At 36.5% G+C, this 17,250-nt stretch carries 18 protein-coding genes, 4 pseudogenes and 1 riboswitch; of the genes and pseudogenes, 2 read left to right on the top strand and 20 right to left on the bottom strand.

The features are described 5' to 3' along the window. Positions 1–140: 140 nt before the first annotated feature. From HNR31_RS14680 to HNR31_RS14630, 13 genes and pseudogenes are all read right to left on the bottom strand, one after another. On the bottom strand, positions 141–632 hold the full coding sequence (locus HNR31_RS14680) for a GNAT family N-acetyltransferase (protein WP_181556968.1): 492 nt from the start codon (positions 630–632) through the stop codon (positions 141–143). A 69-nt stretch (positions 633–701) separates the two neighbouring features. Continuing rightward, on the bottom strand, positions 702–857 hold the full coding sequence (locus HNR31_RS14675) for a hypothetical protein (protein WP_181556967.1): 156 nt from the start codon (positions 855–857) through the stop codon (positions 702–704). Between the two features lie 13 nt (positions 858–870). Continuing rightward, a complete protein-coding gene (locus HNR31_RS14670) occupies positions 871–1,737 on the bottom strand; it encodes a permease (protein WP_181556966.1) in 867 nt (288 codons plus the stop codon). 80 nt (positions 1,738–1,817) lie between these two features. Next, on the bottom strand, positions 1,818–2,264 hold the full coding sequence (locus tag HNR31_RS14665; RefSeq protein ID WP_181556965.1) for a MarR family winged helix-turn-helix transcriptional regulator: 447 nt from the start codon (positions 2,262–2,264) through the stop codon (positions 1,818–1,820). Between the two features lie 159 nt (positions 2,265–2,423). After that, positions 2,424–2,657: pseudogene (locus tag HNR31_RS14660) on the bottom strand (arsenate reductase); the annotation flags it as partial. Then, positions 2,627–2,812 (bottom strand): hypothetical protein, encoded by a 186-nt coding sequence (locus tag HNR31_RS14655; RefSeq protein ID WP_181556964.1) that lies wholly within the window; start codon positions 2,810–2,812, stop codon positions 2,627–2,629. The gene HNR31_RS14655 and the pseudogene HNR31_RS14660, both read right to left, overlap by 31 nt. Before the next feature lie 3 nt (positions 2,813–2,815). Next, entirely contained in the window at positions 2,816–3,178 is a 363-nt protein-coding gene (gene crcB, locus HNR31_RS14650; RefSeq protein ID WP_181556963.1) for a fluoride efflux transporter CrcB, read from the bottom strand. Continuing rightward, complete coding sequence (gene crcB, locus HNR31_RS14645) at positions 3,175–3,573, bottom strand: fluoride efflux transporter CrcB (RefSeq protein WP_181556962.1); 399 nt, start codon at positions 3,571–3,573, stop codon at positions 3,175–3,177. The genes crcB (HNR31_RS14650) and crcB (HNR31_RS14645) overlap by 4 nt, the downstream gene beginning before the upstream one ends. A 57-nt stretch (positions 3,574–3,630) precedes the next feature. Next, positions 3,631–3,691, bottom strand: a riboswitch (Fluoride riboswitch). A gap of 48 nt (positions 3,692–3,739) precedes the next feature. Beyond that, positions 3,740–3,892: pseudogene (locus HNR31_RS18925) on the bottom strand (Nramp family divalent metal transporter); the annotation flags it as partial. 104 nt (positions 3,893–3,996) lie between these two features. After that, positions 3,997–5,460, bottom strand: coding sequence for an Msr family ABC-F type ribosomal protection protein (locus HNR31_RS14640; RefSeq protein WP_181556961.1), 1,464 nt, complete (start codon positions 5,458–5,460; stop codon positions 3,997–3,999). A gap of 48 nt (positions 5,461–5,508) precedes the next feature. Continuing rightward, the gene (locus tag HNR31_RS14635) at positions 5,509–6,384 is read right to left on the bottom strand and encodes a putative RNA methyltransferase (RefSeq protein ID WP_181556960.1); all 876 of its coding nucleotides are present in this window, start codon (positions 6,382–6,384) and stop codon (positions 5,509–5,511) included. 603 nt (positions 6,385–6,987) lie between these two features. Continuing rightward, a complete protein-coding gene (locus HNR31_RS19380; RefSeq protein WP_374058322.1) occupies positions 6,988–7,128 on the bottom strand; it encodes a putative immunity protein in 141 nt (46 codons plus the stop codon). A 221-nt stretch (positions 7,129–7,349) separates the two neighbouring features. Further along, positions 7,350–8,090 carry a nitroreductase family protein gene (locus HNR31_RS14630; protein ID WP_181556959.1) on the bottom strand — a complete coding sequence of 247 codons (741 nt, stop codon included), beginning with the start codon at positions 8,088–8,090 and terminating at the stop codon, positions 7,350–7,352. 129 nt (positions 8,091–8,219) lie between these two features. Between HNR31_RS14630 and HNR31_RS14625 the strand changes: the two genes are divergently transcribed. Further along, entirely contained in the window at positions 8,220–8,708 is a 489-nt protein-coding gene (locus HNR31_RS14625) for a MarR family transcriptional regulator (RefSeq protein WP_181556958.1), read from the top strand. On the opposite strand, the pseudogene HNR31_RS14620 reads toward HNR31_RS14625, so the two are convergent. From HNR31_RS14620 to uvrA, 4 genes and pseudogenes are all read right to left on the bottom strand, one after another. Then, positions 8,700–8,954 (bottom strand): annotated as a pseudogene (locus tag HNR31_RS14620) (transposase); the annotation flags it as partial. The gene HNR31_RS14625 and the pseudogene HNR31_RS14620 sit on opposite strands and share 9 nt — an antisense overlap. Positions 8,955–9,085: 131 nt before the next feature. After that, positions 9,086–10,654 carry a Vga family ABC-F type ribosomal protection protein gene (locus HNR31_RS14615; protein WP_181556956.1) on the bottom strand — a complete coding sequence of 523 codons (1,569 nt, stop codon included), beginning with the start codon at positions 10,652–10,654 and terminating at the stop codon, positions 9,086–9,088. A gap of 712 nt (positions 10,655–11,366) precedes the next feature. After that, positions 11,367–11,636, bottom strand: a complete 270-nt coding sequence (locus HNR31_RS14610) for a hypothetical protein (protein ID WP_181556955.1) — start codon at positions 11,634–11,636, stop codon at positions 11,367–11,369. Positions 11,637–12,076: 440 nt separating this feature from the next. Beyond that, positions 12,077–14,545: an excinuclease ABC subunit UvrA gene (gene uvrA / locus HNR31_RS14605; RefSeq protein WP_181556954.1), complete on the bottom strand. Its 2,469-nt coding sequence runs from the start codon at positions 14,543–14,545 to the stop codon at positions 12,077–12,079. 384 nt (positions 14,546–14,929) lie between these two features. On the opposite strand from uvrA, the gene HNR31_RS14600 reads away from it, so the two are divergent. Continuing rightward, positions 14,930–15,643, top strand: coding sequence for a MerR family transcriptional regulator (locus tag HNR31_RS14600; RefSeq protein ID WP_309505724.1), 714 nt, complete (start codon positions 14,930–14,932; stop codon positions 15,641–15,643). An 8-nt stretch (positions 15,644–15,651) separates the two neighbouring features. Here HNR31_RS14600 and HNR31_RS14595 read toward each other — a convergent pair. The 3 genes and pseudogenes from HNR31_RS14595 to HNR31_RS14585 all read right to left on the bottom strand — a co-directional run bounded on the left by HNR31_RS14595 (position 15,652) and on the right by HNR31_RS14585 (position 17,170). Further along, a pseudogene (locus HNR31_RS14595) lies at positions 15,652–16,243 on the bottom strand (YitT family protein). 221 nt (positions 16,244–16,464) lie between these two features. After that, positions 16,465–16,680, bottom strand: a complete 216-nt coding sequence (locus HNR31_RS14590) for a helix-turn-helix domain-containing protein (protein ID WP_181556953.1) — start codon at positions 16,678–16,680, stop codon at positions 16,465–16,467. A 10-nt stretch (positions 16,681–16,690) separates the two neighbouring features. Next, positions 16,691–17,170, bottom strand: coding sequence for a DUF2975 domain-containing protein (locus HNR31_RS14585; protein ID WP_181556952.1), 480 nt, complete (start codon positions 17,168–17,170; stop codon positions 16,691–16,693). Between the last annotated feature and the right edge of the window lie 80 nt (positions 17,171–17,250).

The following is a 17,250-nucleotide window of genomic DNA, read 5'->3' as shown; positions in this document are numbered from 1 at the left end:
CCTTTATAAATTCTTCTACAACTTTCTATGACGATTTTATTTTAGTGACAGAATTATTTTGGCTTGCTATCGCATCCAAGAAGACTAACAATAATTATGTCACTTTTATATCTAAACCAACCTAAAACTTAAAAGGATGGTCAATCTATCCCAACAATTTGACTGCGACGTTCAAGCAATACAACATCACACCATACACCATTTAACTTTCCTATACGTTGTCGTATACCGACTTCACGGAATCCAACACTTTGGTGTAAACGTAAACTTGGTATGTTTTCAGGGAAAATCCCCGCAGTTAATGTCCAAAATCCTTTTGCCTCTGATTCTTTGATCATGGCTTGTAGAAGTCGTTTTCCAACTCCCTTTCCTCGACTCACATCTCGAATATACACGCTCACCTCTCCCACTCCTTCATACACGCAGCGATCCGATACTTTACTTATCTTACACCAGCCTTGAATACTTTCTTCGTCTTCGGCGACTAAACATAAATTTGCAGCAATAGTCGATACCCATTTTTCGAACGATGGTACTGTCATTTCAAACGTTGCTTGTCCTGTCGCAATTCCTTGCTCGTAAATTTCCTTGACTTGCAGCCAATCCTCTTTGCGAAAGCTACGAATATTCATATTAAAAATCCCTCCTTATTTTCATATAGAAAAGGCAATAGGAATCGCCCTAATGCCTTTCCAGTAAAATTAGCAACACTCACGATTAGATGTAGATGAGCAGCATTCACTTTCCATCGTGGCCTTGTCTGTAACATCTTGGCTTTCTTTTACTTCCACAATTTGAATGTCGCAGCAACCTTGCTTTTCTTTGGAATGGCCAAATAGAATTTTCAACATGTTCATTTGAAGTTCCTCCTTAAATGATATAGAATAAAAATCCTGATAACGTCGCCATCGTCATGACAGAGCCTACAAACGCAAAGACTAGCTTCTTTCTAAAGATACTGTGTAATAATGTTATCTCCGGTAAGCTTGCACCTGCTGAGCTAATCATCAGCGCCATGACTGGTCCCAATGCCATGCCTTTTGCAATCAACATTTGTGAAATTGGAATCATTGTGGAAAGACGAATATACAAAGGAATGCCGATGATTGCTGCCAGTGGAACAAGCCACCACTTATCACCCCCCATATAGGTTGAAATCCATTCTGTCGGTACAGCACTATGAATAATGGCTCCAATGCCTGCACCCAAAAGCAAATATGGATAAACCGTTTTCATTAAGTGAAAGGTCGCCTGTAAAGCTTCTTTCATGTTTCGTTTTTTTCCGATCTCTGCTTCTCCTTTCACCATTATTTGCTTCATTTGATTTTCAAATCCAAGTTTTTCAAGCGTAAAACCAATCAGTATGGATAAAATGGTTGTGATAATGGTATAAGAAATGGCTACTTTTACTCCGAGTGTCGCGGTCATTAATGTCAATATGGTGGGATCAAGCACAGGTGAAGCAAATAGAAAAATCATCACAATACCGAAACGGACTTTCTGATTTAGAAGCGATATAACAACCGGGATCGTAGAACAGGAGCAAAATGGTGTAACAAAGGCAAAAGCGACAGCAGCCAATGCCCCCAATAACGGATGATTCTTTGTTAACAAACTTTGCATTTTATCATAAGAAATATATCCTTCTAAAAAATTAATGACGAACGAAATAGCCAAAAATAAAAGAGTCAATTCTAGGGCAATATAGAGAAAGTCTTGAAGAACTTCTAAGTCCATTATTATCTCTCCTTATATTAAATTTATTTGCAGAATGCAAATATTAATTTTACTAAAAGGCAAGCTATAATAAACTTGCCTCAAAATAACGGTTTACAACAAACGCTCGATTTTGCCATACAGTCGTTTAATAACTTTATGGAACGTAGAACTGATTCTTTTTCAAATTCACTCATATGAGAAAACACTTCATTTAAATATTGGTTCATCTCTGCGTCAATTTTCGAAGCCACGTACTTTCCTTCCGGCGTCAATGATAAAATATATATACGTCGGTCTTCAGGATATGGTGTTTTCTTGACTAAATTCATCTTAACAAGCGTTTGAATTTGCCGGCTAAATGTCGTAATATCCATAGCAAGGGAATCAGCCACTTGCTGCATGGACGGTTCTTTTAAGCGATCGATTTCGTATAGAATGTGGCTTTGAACAAGAGAAATCTCGGTTCCACCGATGGAGCAACAATTTTTGTTTAAAAGACCAAATCGTTTAGTCATGACTTGGAACAGTTCGCGAACATTTTCCATTTTTTTCACCTCTTAATAGCATTATAGTATATTATTTGTATTTTGCAAATAAAAACACAAAAAAACTGCCTATTTTTTCGGCAGTTTTTAAGTAGGACATTTCATCTTCTGAGTTATCCCGGCTCTCGGCTTTGAATAATACAAAGGTTTATTAATCGTTCATTCCCCAGTTTCCGCAAAACGCTTAATTCTTTCACCAATCTCATCACGAACACGCTGGAATACAGCCTATTTTTCTTCTTCCGTTCCCTCTGCCTTTGCAGGGGCATCGAATCCCCAGTGTACACGTTTCACATGTGGTGGTGGCACCGGGCGATGGTCTGCCGCATGACCACATAATGTTACTACCAAATCAGCTTTGTTTAAAATTTCAGGATCAATGACATCGGATGAATGGCATTAGCCACTCCGACCGCTGCGACCTCTTCCAAGTCGATTTTAGAAATGAAGGAGACAGCAACAAATCCAACTAAGCTTTGGAGAGAGTTTTCAATAATCGCTGGCACAGCCAATGAGAGGAAAGCCGAAATATAAGCTCTCTCTTTCATTACCTACACCCCTGACAATAGAATGCCAATCCAGGCAAAACCAACGCTTATGAGAACTGACAATAATACATACAATATGGCTTTACCGAAATCCTTTTTTTCAATTAAATGAACCGTTTCATATCCAAATGTCGAAAACGTAGTGTAAGCGCCCAGAAAACCAACCCCAAAAAACAACCATAACCACGCAGGAATATTTTCATTTAAATGTAATGCAAATACCTCCACTAATATAAAGGAGCCTGTAATATTTATAATCCACGTTCCTATTGGAAAAGTTGTTGTCACTTTTGAAGATATCCATTTGCTTAATAAAAAACGAGTAATGGCACCTAATATTCCACCAATACCAACAACAAAAATCATTTTGCGATCTTCCCCTTTACTTTATCTGATCTGTTTATACGGGCTAGTCCAATTCCGCTGAAAGCTAATGCAATACCTCCAACAACACTAAGCAGAACATACAGTATTGCCATTTCGATTTGGTTATTTTTGATTAAAATAACTGTCTCGACTGAAAAAGTTGAAAATGTAGTAAATGAGCCTGTAAAACCAGTTCCTATACATAGACGCAAAGTAGGGCTAATTTTTATTTTTTGCAACGTTATGGTGAAAAACCAACCAAGAAATAAGCACCCAAGCAAATTAATGATCAATGTTGGTAAAGGAAAGCCATTATGTACTGGTATCCATTGCCCCATACAGTATCGAAGTACGGCTCCAAAGAAGCCACCAATACCAACAGCAATAATATTCATTTTTATCACAATCCTTTCAATATATGGTCAAAAATAAACAGACTCCTGCCAGAGAAACCTCTAGCAGGAGTCATTGGTCATAAAGACGGTTATGGCGAACTCCACCGCCTATTTAGCTGGTCTTGATGATGATATTTTATAATGGGTAATTTAAAAAAGCAATTCATTAACCGAAGAAAGCCTGAAATAATAAATATGCGTTTAAGCTGATAATAACAATAGCTACAATCCAAGCAAAAACTTTAAGCCATAATGGGTTAGCGAATTCCCCCATTTTCTTTTTATCGCTTGTGAATTGAATGAGAGGAACCACCGCAAAAGGAGAGCTGTAAAAATACATTTTTCCTTATTAAAGAAAAACCCCAATCCAATAGAGATTCCTATAAAAAGAAGCAGAGATACCTTCTCTGCTTCTTTTTATGATTAGTTTTTTAATTTTAGTTGTTGATTTTCAATGACATATATATGATCTGCTACACGATTAATAAACATGCGATCATGTGATACGAGAAGGACGGTGCCTTCATATCCTTTTAAAAAGCGTTCTAACGCTTCAATACAAAAAACATCTAAAAAATTTGTCGGCTCATCTAAAATCAGTATATTGTATCTTCCCAAAAACAGTTGACACAATACTAGACGGATTGCTTCTCCACCACTTAAATCGCGGACACTCTTTCTCAAATCATTTCCGGTAAAATTCATTGCGTGTAGGACTGCACGGATCTTGCTTTCATCGTAGTCGCTTTTCTCCTTCATATATGCCATTACGGTTTCATCTTTCTCAAAATAATAGTCCATTTGTTCATATGATCCGATGACAGCTTTGGGAGATATGATAATCCCTTCTCCTTGTTGTATGATATGACGAAGGAGTGTTGTTTTCCCTGAACCATTTTTTCCCGTAATCGCGATAGTGCTCCCTAATGGGAATTGGAAACTAGCTTCTTTGAGTAGGGTTTTATTCCCTGCCTTTAACGTTAATCGATCCGCCATAATTGGAAACTTATTGTGTAGCTTGAGAGCTGTCGGCTGAGGAAAATAAAGTGTTTGTTCCTTTTTTGGTGCCTCCACTGTTTCGAGTTGTTCCGCTCGCTGCTCAATCGCTTTTGCTGCACGTTGAATCGCCTTTTGGCTTGTATCTTTTGATTTAGTCATAAACATTTTATTTGCCTTTGCTTTCGTTTCCTTTTTTGACATACGTTTATTTGGCTGAGTAATTTTTTCCGCCTTTTTCATCTTCTCCTCTGCAGCTTTTAAAAGACGTGTTTTTTCTTTCACATATTTTTCGTAATCCTTAAGCTGTCTATTACGAGCGAGTTCTTTTTGTGCTACGTAGTCGGAATAATTTCCCGTGTATTCCGTTACACGCCCGTCTTCTACTTCCCAAATTTTTGTAACGAGTTCATCTAACACATGACGATCATGGCTTACAAGAACAAGAGCGCCGTAGTAATAACGTAGCTCATCGATGAAAAACTGTACACCGTCCTCATCTAAGTGAGTTGTCGGCTCGTCAATCAATAAACCGTCATGATAGGTGGAGAAAATTTCCGCTAACTTCAAACGCGTTTGTTCACCACCACTTAAATTTTTCACTTCTGTTTGAGGTATAGATAGCTTTCCTAACAGCTCATAATCTATTTCTCTTTCAACTGGTCTGGACAGTTGATCGAAATAAGCAAAATCTGCAAACCGATGTACTTGACCTTTATCTGGAGTAATTTGACCGGCCAAAAGTTTCAATAATGTACTCTTTCCAGCTCCATTTTTTCCGACAATCCCGATACGATCAAACTGGTGTACTGCTAGTCGAGGGATATCTAATACTAATCGATCTAAAAATGAGACTTCAATATTTTTTAATTCAATATATACTTTTTCCATTATTCACTCACTACCTCCAATTCATTTGTGCGGTTATCACTTTCTTTCTCATGCCTTGTTTGCTCCAACTAAAATATCTAAATCTACTGTGATCGCAGCGGAATCCCGATTAATAAACGCATCAATGCGTGCTTTATCCGCAGACCAAGCAAGCGGGGTCATTTGAACCAAATTTTTAAGCTCCGCTTTCTTAAGGTTCTTTGTATAACATAAATTGAAAACATCCAGTAGATGGAGATGTTTTTTAAAAAGTGACACGATTTGATCATTTTTATAGACCTTTTTTTCATTGTTATCAAAGAGTACTTCTCGTAGCTCCTTTAGATAATTAGGACGAGGAACAACTTTAATGACCAGTCCATCTTCAACTAAAATCCTCTTGAATTCCTTGTAATTGGAAGGAGATAAGATATTAAGAACCACATGAAACGATTGATCCGCCAGTGGTGATTTGGCCAAGTCACCTACTAGCCAAATTTGGTTATCGTATCTCTTCGCTGCCATGACAATGCCTTCCTTTGAAATATCGAGACCAACCCCAGTCATTGCCGGAATCATACATTCGTCCAAACTCTTTTGTAAATGGGAACCTTCTCCGCATCCTAAATCTGCAACCATAAAAGGGTTAAGAGAAGCATCCATATACTCCTTTATCACTTTCGCAATCGTTTCATGCATGGAAGTGTATAAGTTGCTTTCCATAATGATCTTGTGTCTTGCTTCAAACAGTTCCTTCTTGTAATGACTATTAGAGGGATGAGTCATCAAGTTTATATATCCCTGTTTTGCGAAATCAAAAGTATGGTTTTTAGAGCATATTAGGCTTTTAAAATCAACAACCCTCATCGAACTTTTACAGAGTGGACATCTGAATACCCCTACAAATTCACTAACAAGTTCTGCACTTTTTATTTTTTTGGTCATGTTATCTCTCCCTTTCGAAATAAAAAATCACAGGCGATCTGCCTGTGATTCAGAGTAAAGGGAAGAAGACCCATCCTTATTAGATTAGGGGCTATTAGAAGCCGTCACCAAATAAACCTTCCTTTTGCTAAACAAAAGAAGGCAAATTATACATAAATAAAAAAAGACAGAACGGATCCGCCTGTCTTCACATTACATATTTTCTATATGAAATGAAGATTATTAAAAAAGGACAGACTGCTCCCATTACTCTGCATACACAAGCAGAGCCTTTGAACGTATTTAATTACTGGTTCAAAGTTGGGAAACGCAATCTGATAAAATACATTTTTTTAATAATCCTCCTATAAATTCAAAAGTACAGATATTATTATAGAGATCCTTTTAGAAAAAGTCAAATAAAACTAACACTTATTCCACTATTATACAACGTTACTTGAAGAAAGTGTCCCTAAGTCTAACTTCGATCCTCTTTCTTAAATACCTGCTGATTCTCCACAATCTGGCCCCTTTAAATATAGCTGAAGATTTTAAACCACATTTTTGGTAATCGCTCAACAGTAAATGCAGCAGTGCGAGCTTTGCCCATCGCTATTTCACCACTCACCCAGGCACGCCCTGCTTCGCTTCGATAGCTTTTTGAGGTCGGTCGTCTTTCGGGTACTTCCCCTCGAAATATAGGAGTACATGTTCGGTGCAGTCAGTAGCCCAGAGCACCAATGTTCTGTGATCTAGCTTGCTCAGAATTTCTGCAATCGACTTACTTACTCTTGTATCTACAAAGCCTGATATTTTTTAGTATTAATCCCGAATTCATTAGATCGATTCATTTCCACTACAATTATGTCCCTCATTTTAACAAATGTAACACCAAAGAGAAATCTATTAAAATTTATTACAGGTTTACCTAACCATATCAAAGATTCCCTGCTTATTTCAGGGATAGAAAGTTGAGTTAATTACCATTATTTTAAAACAAATCCTTTACGTTTGATATATTCGCTGTAAAACTCAAACGGTATATCCTGAGTCAGCATGTTAATATTTTTCTGTGACCAATTTGCTATCTGCTGATTACTCGTACGATGTGCATAATAGTACTCCATATCTTTATCAAATTTTTCAACGAGTTCTTTTAAATGACGGTTATATTTGTTTTCAAAGAACAGAGCGGACTGGGGTAAACGTGGTTTTTGTTCCGGCATTTCGTTTGGAACACCAACAGCTAGTCCAACTAAGGGAATCACATTATTGGGTAAATCAAGCCACTCATCCAGCTCTGTCACCGCACCAACACCTCCTAGAATCACAGTCCCTAGCCCGATAGACTCAGCCGCCAAATTAGCATTTTGTAAAGCAATGGCCGTATTAGTAATGCCGGTTTGATAGAAGTAAGCAAAACTTAAATTATTTTTCATTTTTTCTTTTTCAATATCATTAGCAGTTACCATGATACGATAAAAATCAACACAAAAGATAAATAAATAACCACTTTCCTCAATCGCTGGACTTTCCGCTCGTTTCGATAATTCTTTTTTTAAGTTAGGATCAGTAATACCAATAATGGTAAATGATTGTAAATGACCAGATGTTGGAGCCATTTGGGCAGCGCGAACAATTATGTCAATCTGCTCTTGAGTTAGCGGAATATTTTTGAACTTTCTTATAGATCGATGATTATTAATTGTTCGGATGACATCATTCATTAAAGATCCCTCCGTATTTTAGTTTCCACGGAAACTATATTAATAAATAAATGTAAGAGTGTCAATCAAATGATTTCCAAGTAAACTTATGTTATAATTTTTTATAAAGAAAGGAAGGAAGAAACCTTGATGACTGATGCGGACAACGATATTAAAAAAATCCAACAAAGAATTAAAGAATCTTTACTTCTTATTTTCACCAGTGAGTCAGATGATGCTTCAGATAAAATATGGTTAATCGAGAATACCTCCAATGACCGTCTCAAGCAACTAATTCCTAAACTGTCTGTTTTAAGCCTTCATACATTAGAGATAATTAGTCAAAATGAAGGCATTAAGGGTATAGATATCGCTCAAAAATTAGGTGTGACAAAAGGAGCAATATCTAAAGTTACTCGAAAACTTTTGGATTATGGTTTAATAAGAAAAGAACAACGTCCGACAAACCTTAAAGAGATTTATTTCTATGTCACGCCTTTGGGTGCTGAGTTATCAAAATTGCACCAGCAATACCATCTGGAATTGGATAAAAAGAGTTTTGAACTATTTAGAAGCTATGACTTGTCGTCACTTGAGCTTGTTGCTGATTTTCTAGAAAAATTAGCCCGACTACGTTAGTTTTAAAATGTTGGTTTGGAATAAATGATTAAAAATATTAATGGAAGCTTTATTTGGCAACAAATAAAATATCTCCTTCCCTTTTCTCACCTTCACCTCAGCTGAAGAGGAATGGGTAACCGTTTCTCGTCCATATGCTTTCATCCACCTTTGCACGAGATTCGGGCTAAGTTCATATCTTCTAGTTACCAATGTTTTATTTCCAACTTCTAATGCTTCTCTCACCATTTGTAACTTAAATTCCTTTGAATGTTTTCTTCATTTCATGTATAGCAAAAGCCCCCTTCATTTGGTCACTTCATTATAATGTCCAAATTCATTAGGGGGCTTAATGAGCTATTTAAATTAAATATTATTACAAAAGGAACTCTTCAAAATTATTCAATCGTGTCCAATTCCCTTTTTTCTTTTAAAAGTTTTTGAAATTCCATTTCTAATTCTTCAGATGGTTCGATACTTAAGCGACTTAGTACTTCTGATATTTTTGTTTCGAGTAAGAGACGTTTATCTTTTGCGGTGTCTCGAGTTTTTTGTAGTTGAGCATGTTTATATTGCTGATAGGTTCCTTCAAACAATTTAATCTTTTGATTACGAATGACCAAAATTCGTGTAGCGATATTTTCAATGAATCGGCGATCGTGGGAGACGAAGATCACGCTCCCTTCGTACTCTTTTAGAAGAGACTCTAATGCTTCAACAGATTCCGTATCAAGAAAATTCGTCGGTTCATCTAAAATTAATGTATTGATATCACTTAAAAATAGTTTTGCTAGTGCAACTTTTACTCGCTCACCGCCACTCAAAACCCCTACAGGCTTATAAACATCATCTCTGAAGAAATGCATTCTCGCAAGGACCGTCCGAATAAGCGTGTCATTCTGCTTTGAAGAAGACTGGACATTCTCTATAATAGATTTTTCCACATCTAATATATTTAAATTTTGGCTAAAGTAGCCTATTTTCACAGACGGAGAAAGCGTAATACCAGGCTCTTGGTTGATGATCTTTTTTACAAGCGTCGTTTTCCCGCTTCCATTTGGACCGATAATCGCTAATTTGTCACCACCTCGAACATGGAAACTTGCTTTGCTCCAAAGTACACGTTCGCCAATCATACCTGTTACATCCTCTACACGAAAGATAATCCGATTTTTAAACGTTTCTGCATTCGGTAAGTTCATCTTAAGTGGTGGGAGTTCTTTCACTTTTTCTACCTTTTCAAGTTTTTCTAATCTCGTTTCAATGGCTTTCGCTGTTTTTTGCAGTTTCTTTTGCTTTTTGGCAAAGTATGGCTTTGTCCCTCTTACTTCCGATTCACTGACTCTTTTTGGCGTCTTCGTTGCTCTTTCCGCTTTTTTCTCTTTTAATTTTAATGCTTCTTCTAACTGCTTTTTCTTTTTCTCATATTTTTCATAAGCTAATTGTGCTTGATGTCTCTCTACTTCTTTTTGTTTTACATAATCGCTGTAGTTGCCTGTATACTCTCTTATCTTTCCTTCATTGATTTCCCATATGGTTGTACAAAGAGCATCCAAAAATTCACGATCATGCGAAACAATGATAAATGCCCCCTGCCACTCTCTCAGCTTCTTTTCTAACCATTCAATATGGTCTGTATCAAGATTTGTCGTTGGTTCATCTGCAAGTAAAAGTTCCGGATCTTTAACAAGAGCTTTTTGAATATATTCTTGCGTCACTTCACCACCACTTTTTGTTGTATCTGTTCGTTTAAACTGCGGTAAAAGTTCACATTGAGTATGTTGAATAACGACACCTTCTTCTGGAGAAATCTTTTTAGCTAGAATTTGAAGTAACGTCGTTTTCCCACTTCCATTTCGACCAACTAATCCAATTCGATCATTTTGATGAATTTGCAATTGATCCACATCTAGTAATAAACGATCCTGTACATAGTGCTTTACATGATGAGCTTCTAATAAAAGCATATTAACATCTCCTTTTATCAAGTTTAGGAGACAAAAAAATGCCCCCTATATACATTCAGAATAGGAGACATAAATCATATATAGGGCACACCAAAAGAGACTACCCCCTTTAGGTCCACCTATAGAAGTCCAATCCTATTCTGAAAAACGACAATTGAAGGCATCATAAATAGAGCAGAGATTGCCTGCTAAAAATAACCTTCAATTGTTTGCTTTCGTAAATAGGATTAGTACTTCATTTAGTTGGTTCACCCTTCCGTTCTTTAATTTACATCTACTTTAAACGATACATTTAAGAATTGTCAAATCCTAAGTGTAAATAAACAACATTTTTGTAAATTATTTATTTATATTTATTGCTGCACAACACGCTTTTATTTACTTAAACAACGTTCTATCCCGCTTAAACCTAAGTAAAGGAGTGAACCCGCTTTTCCTCGTCTACACATCAAAAGAGGCAGCGGAAAAGTGGGACTTTCAGATAATACCGTAACACAGTGATGTAACCGTGGAAAGTTTCATATCAATGAAATAAGAAAGAGTGGCGGAATTTGGTTAGTTACGTATGATGATTGGTACTACTGAATATGCGTAGTACGAAGATAAAGAGAATTAAACAACATTTTTTATCATTTTTAAATGACTTTTTGTAATGGGTATTCGGATTATATGGTGGGGTACCCTTTGAATTTTATATCTTGTAATAACGTTATTACACATCTTCTTCGTCTTGTGCATGTGAGTTTAAGCCCTGCAAATAATTTTTTATCTCTTCTACTGTCATCAACGCTATAGTATGATTGTATTTGTTTATATAGCTGTAAATACCATATATCGTTTGGTATTTATCAGACTCTCCTGCCCGCCAGTAATACTCAAACCGTTCTGTGATGTATGTTATTACCTCTTTTAAGTCTGTGCAGTTTTGTTCTACATAAGTGAGTATTTCTTTTAATGTTTCTTTATCAAAATGCCTGTTCATTTTTATGCTCCTTTGTTTGTTGTACAATATCAATCCACTGCGTAATAATCGTTAATCTAAAAACATTTTTAACGGCTAAACTTCTCTATACAATCCGAAGAGCCTTTGTAATTTAAACAACATTTTTGTAAATGAAACATCTTTTTTGTCACTTAACACATGAAACAATGGCCAGATTAACCGGAAGAGATATTTTTTAAGTTGAGATTTAATTAGTGTTGCAAATGTTCAAGTTATTGTACATTTCGACGAAAAAGTGTATCCCGACACTTTTATACTACATTTAAATTTAAATTGTATTCCACCAATCGGACATTGTTTTCATTCTTGATTGGATTAATTTTATCTTCAGGTTATACGCGTATAGATTATTTGCACCGGGACCATTGTTTTCGTCAAATTTGTTAGCAGGGTGTACAATTCCCCCCTGCATCTTCGATTTAATTTAATTTTAGATATTCACCTGTGTAAGAGCTATTCATATTCGCTATCTCTTCAGGTGTCCCCTCTGCAACAATCATTCCTCCGGCACTTCCTCCTTCTGGTCCCAGATCGATTACCCAATCAGAAGCACGGATGATATCACTATTATGTTCGACAACAATGACAGTATTACCTGCATCTACTAGCCTATTTAGCAAGACAAGTAACTTGTTTACATCTGTTGGGTGTAATCCAGTGGATGGTTCATCCAATAAATAAAGGGTATGGTTGTTTGTCTGATTCTTTAATTCCTTTGCTAATTTCAGTCGTTGCCCCTCGCCTCCAGACAATGTGGTGAGAGATTGTCCCCATTTTAAGTAACCAAGTCCAATCTCACATAATAATTGAATCATTGGCGCAATTTTTTTGTGATCTTCAAATATAGGCAGGCTCTCTTCAATTGATAGATCTAGAAGATCTGAAATAGAATACCCCTTATACTTTACCTTAAGTATTTTTTCTTCAAACCTTTTGCCGTGACAAACCGGACACTCCACTTCAAACTCAGGAAGGAAGTGCATGTCCAAAGAAACGAACCCCATGCCTTGGCAGTTCTCACATCGTCCACCAGGTGTATTAAAAGAAAAGTCCTTTGCATCAAAATTATGTTTCTTTGATTCCGGCAGACTTGCATACAAATTTCGAATGAATGTAAATACTTCCGTATAAGTGGCAATATTCGAACGTTTCATTCTGCTCAGTGGCGACTGTCCAACTGTAATAACTTTATCAACATCCTCAAACCCGGTAATTTTTTCACAACCATCATAAACGCCGCTTTTCCCTGTTGAAAGTACATCAAAAACTAACGTGGACTTGCCTGAGCCGGACACTCCCGTTACAGAAATTAAACAGCCTAGCGGAAAAGAGACTGTTATATTTTTCAAATTATGCTTATTAGCGTTATGAATTGTCAAATACTTTCCTGTTCCTTTTCGCCGGTTTATCGTAGGTATTGACCTGTTTCTTAAGAATGCCCCGGTAACGGAATGTTTTTGTTCCATTAATTCCCGTAAGCTTCCCTCACCTACTACAGTACCGCCCAAATTTCCAGCACCTGGTCCCATGTCGATAATATAATCTGCCTCTTGCATCACATTCACATCATGTTCAATGACAAGAACCGTATTGCCTAAATCTCTAAGCTGCTTCATGACTTCAACCAGCTCTTTTGTATCCTTTGGGTGAAGTCCAGTTGTTGGCTCATCCAGAATATAGAGAACACCTGTCAGAGCTGAGCCAATAATGGAAGCTAACCTTAAACGTTGAGCTTCCCCTCCAGAAAGGGTTATCGTTTGTCTATCAAGGGATAGATACCCTAATCCAACATTGATAACTCTTCTAACTTTTACAATTAGATCATGTAAAAATGTTTCAACCATTGTTTTATTTTCTGGTGTCAGAGATCTCTGCAACTCTGTTAACCATGATAGCAATTCTTCAAGGGAATAATTAGAAACGTCCGTTATCGGGGTTCCTGCTACCAGCACTTCCCTGCTCTCTTTTTTTAATCGCTTTCCTTGGAAATCGGGACATTGTTGCGAATAAAAAAGATGCGCTTCTCCTGAATTCCCGCCTTTTTCATTGTATCTTCTCCTCATTCCGGTAAGAACACCTTCAAATTTTCCGGCCCTCACCGTTTTGGGAGGTTGTTTGTCAGGAAAATAGGATGTAAATTCCTTGCTTTCTACCCCATAAAATAACAAAGCGCGTTGTTGATCAGTAAAATGTTTTAATGGGAGATTTTCATCAATCGGAATACCATAATAATCGCAAGCTGCTTTAAAGATACTCTTCTGGTATTCTCCATAAGCTCCGTTCCAAATGTTTACACAACCTTCACTTAAACTGAAGTCCTCATTGAATACATATTCGATACGAATATCATCAACCTTCCCCAATCCATCGCACGTCGGGCAGGCCCCATCGGGAGTATTAAATGAAAAATCGGATAGGGTGAGTTTTTCTAAACGCTGATGACAATTTGGACAGTAGATATATTGTTTGTAACCTGATGATTCTTCATCGGGAGCTGGGTTTTCCAGGGATGGCAAAGTTGTCGTTTGGCAATTAAAGCATTTACGTTCCCCTAACTTTTCATAGATAACCCGTAAATAAGTATACATATCGGTTACGGTCCCAACAGTTGAGCGAGGATTACGATTGGTCACATGTTGTCCAACAATGATAGAAGGGGATAGACCTATCATGAAATCAACTTTAGGTTTACTGATAAAGTCAATGGTCATCCCTATAGATTCCATATATTGCCTTTGACATTCTCGATGTAGTATATCCATTGCTAACGACGTTTTTCCCGAACCGGATGGTCCAGTCAAGACAATAAACTTATTTTTTGGAATGGTCAATGAAATGTTTTTTAAATTATTTTCCCGCGCGCCTTCAATAATAATCTTATCGTTCAAATTCATACCTCCTTTAATTTTACCGTTCAACCTCCATTGTACAACATTGATGCAAGTGCTAAACTTTAGGAAAAAACATAATTAAAATATCAACTTTCAATATATAAAAATCCGTCATCTACGCTTTAATGTTTATCAATAAGGTTCACACCTTTTTCTCTATAAAACAAATAAAGACAGAAACGTCACTTACCATAAAGCACAGTATATTATCATTCGAAATTAATACACGGATATTATGCTTTAAAATAAGGTGTATGTTCCATTAAACGACGACATTAGTGCAAGTGATAATGTTTGCTTAACATTTACCAGTATTGAAGAGGTTTATTGACAAATATCCGTCATATTCGTTCATTTATATCAAGGCAAGGAGGTTTTTATGTGATTAGACCCATTGACATTGCTCGGAAATTAAATATCAGCACAAGTGCTTTAAGACATTATGAATCATGGGGAATTGTTCCTCCTCCCGAAAGAAAGCCAAATGGTTATCGCATCTACACAGAAGTGCATGTTGCTTATTTTGAATGTATTCGTGCCATGTATCCAGGGTTTGGTATGGACCTAATACGAAAAATCATGCCTCTTGTGCAGCAAAATAAAATAACCGAGGCACTATGGCTTGTTAATGAAGTTCAAGCCAATCTATATCGTGAAAGAAGAAGGGCTGAACAAGCTCTGAAAGCACTGGAAATGGATGATCCTAATAGATTATTTTTAACTAGGAAAAAGAAGGATTGGTTTACGATTGGGGAAGTCGCAAAAGAGATTGATGTACCTAGTACAACACTTAGGCACTGGGAAAAAGAAGGTTTAATTATGCCAGAGCGGGATAAGGAAAACGGATACAGAAAATATAGCCCTGCGGATGTTCGTAAACTATTGATCATTCGAACACTTCGATCAGCGGTATATTCATTAGACACTATACGAGAAATAATAAATGAATTTGACAGCAACAATATTGCCCATGCAAGAAAAATTGCTAAAGATTCTCTTAGTTATATGGATTACTTGATTATGGAACAACTTCGCGGAGCCTATTATTTATACAAATTATGCAACAAAGTTAATTCAAAAGAAACCAAACCTTGAGTGAACGGTTAAGAAAAAGAAAAGGATAGACGTTTGCGGCGTCTATCCTTTCCGTTCTGTTTGTTAATGGAAGTAAGCATCGTTATTACTGTTCCAACCACGGTCATCACTATCGCCGAGTATAAAAAAATGTCTGGTCCAACAATCCAGCTTCCGCAAAGAATTACGATTCCGTCAAGAATAAGAATACCGACATTATAGTTCGTTAACCTTGAAATGAATTGCGCCAATAAATCTGTTCCTCCCGTACTTGTATCATGACGTAACATAATTCCAATTCCTGTACCAACAAGTATCCCACCGATGATGGAACTTATAAGAATGGGGATTTCAAGACTTCCTCTTCATGGAGAGAGAATATCAATCATAAGTAATGAAAGAAGCATACCATGTAAACTGTTATAAAAATAAGGTCGATAATAAAACCAAGCAATGACATAAAGTGGAGTACTCAGCAAAATAATCGTAAGCCCGACTTTAACATTCCCATTTTAATGATTAACCTAATCCCTATCATTCCTCCATCTAACAGCTCATGGGGAACTAAAAAACATTAATCCCAATCACTTGTAAGATTACAATAAAGTTATTTAATTTTATAACCTCAAACACACAAAACCCCGTTCTGATTTAGGACGGGGTTAAAATAAAGTTGTTTAATTTTTGATATAAAATGCTTTACCGAACTCAAAACTATTACAAAAAAGTCGTTTAAATCTAAGGATTCTTATTCGACAATCGCGCCCGATTGTTAAACAAGTTAATACAGGCTATGTTTGAATCAGAAAGAAATTTCAATAGATTTTGAAATCTATTATATATTAGGTGTCTTCATCACTTCGGTATTCTAAAATATCTCCGGGTTGACATTCTAAAGCCTTACAAATCGCCTCTAAAGTTGATAATCGAATCGCCTTTGCCTTTCCATTTTTCAATATAGAAAGATTAGCCATCGTGATTCCAACCCTCTCCGAAAGTTCTGTGACGCTCATTTTCCTTTTAGCCAGCATCACATCAATATTGATGATAATTGGCATGTTATTCACCTCAGATCGTTAAATCATTTTCTGATTTTATATCGATGGCTTCTTGTAAAAGCCTTTGGAGAACAGCAGCAAAGACTGCAATAATCGTTGAAGCAAAAATAATGCCCAATCCGATTAGCATGATACCTGGGGCGTCGTCTACCTCCGCCATGAGATAGAAGAGTGGCATGCCTACCACATACAATCCGCTGATGGTGAATGCACAGTATTTGATAACCTTTAAAGCTTTTACCGATAATTCTGAGAAGGCTTTGTTTTTATCAATATAGCTTAAAAGTCTGAAAGTCTGATACAGAGCAAAGTAAAAAGGTATCGCCGTTGCATACAAATCGATTAAAACGAGATATTTCATATAAGCATTATCTGGAAACAATTCTGCTGCATAATTCGCTATCTCAGGCACCAAAAATATGCACAAAGCAAGAACTGGGATTCCAATAAGAATAACAGCTATCTTTAAAAAGAGTGTTTCTCGTTTCATAAAAAGCACCTCACTAATTTATTTTTGAATAAATTTTAATACATTATTTATCGTTTTAAAATAAAAATTTATTAAATATT

This window comes from Thermaerobacillus caldiproteolyticus (genome assembly GCF_013761245.1).
GTDB lineage: Bacteria > Bacillota > Bacilli > Bacillales > Anoxybacillaceae > Thermaerobacillus > Thermaerobacillus caldiproteolyticus.
This window is presented reverse-complemented; position numbering and strand designations above follow the sequence as displayed.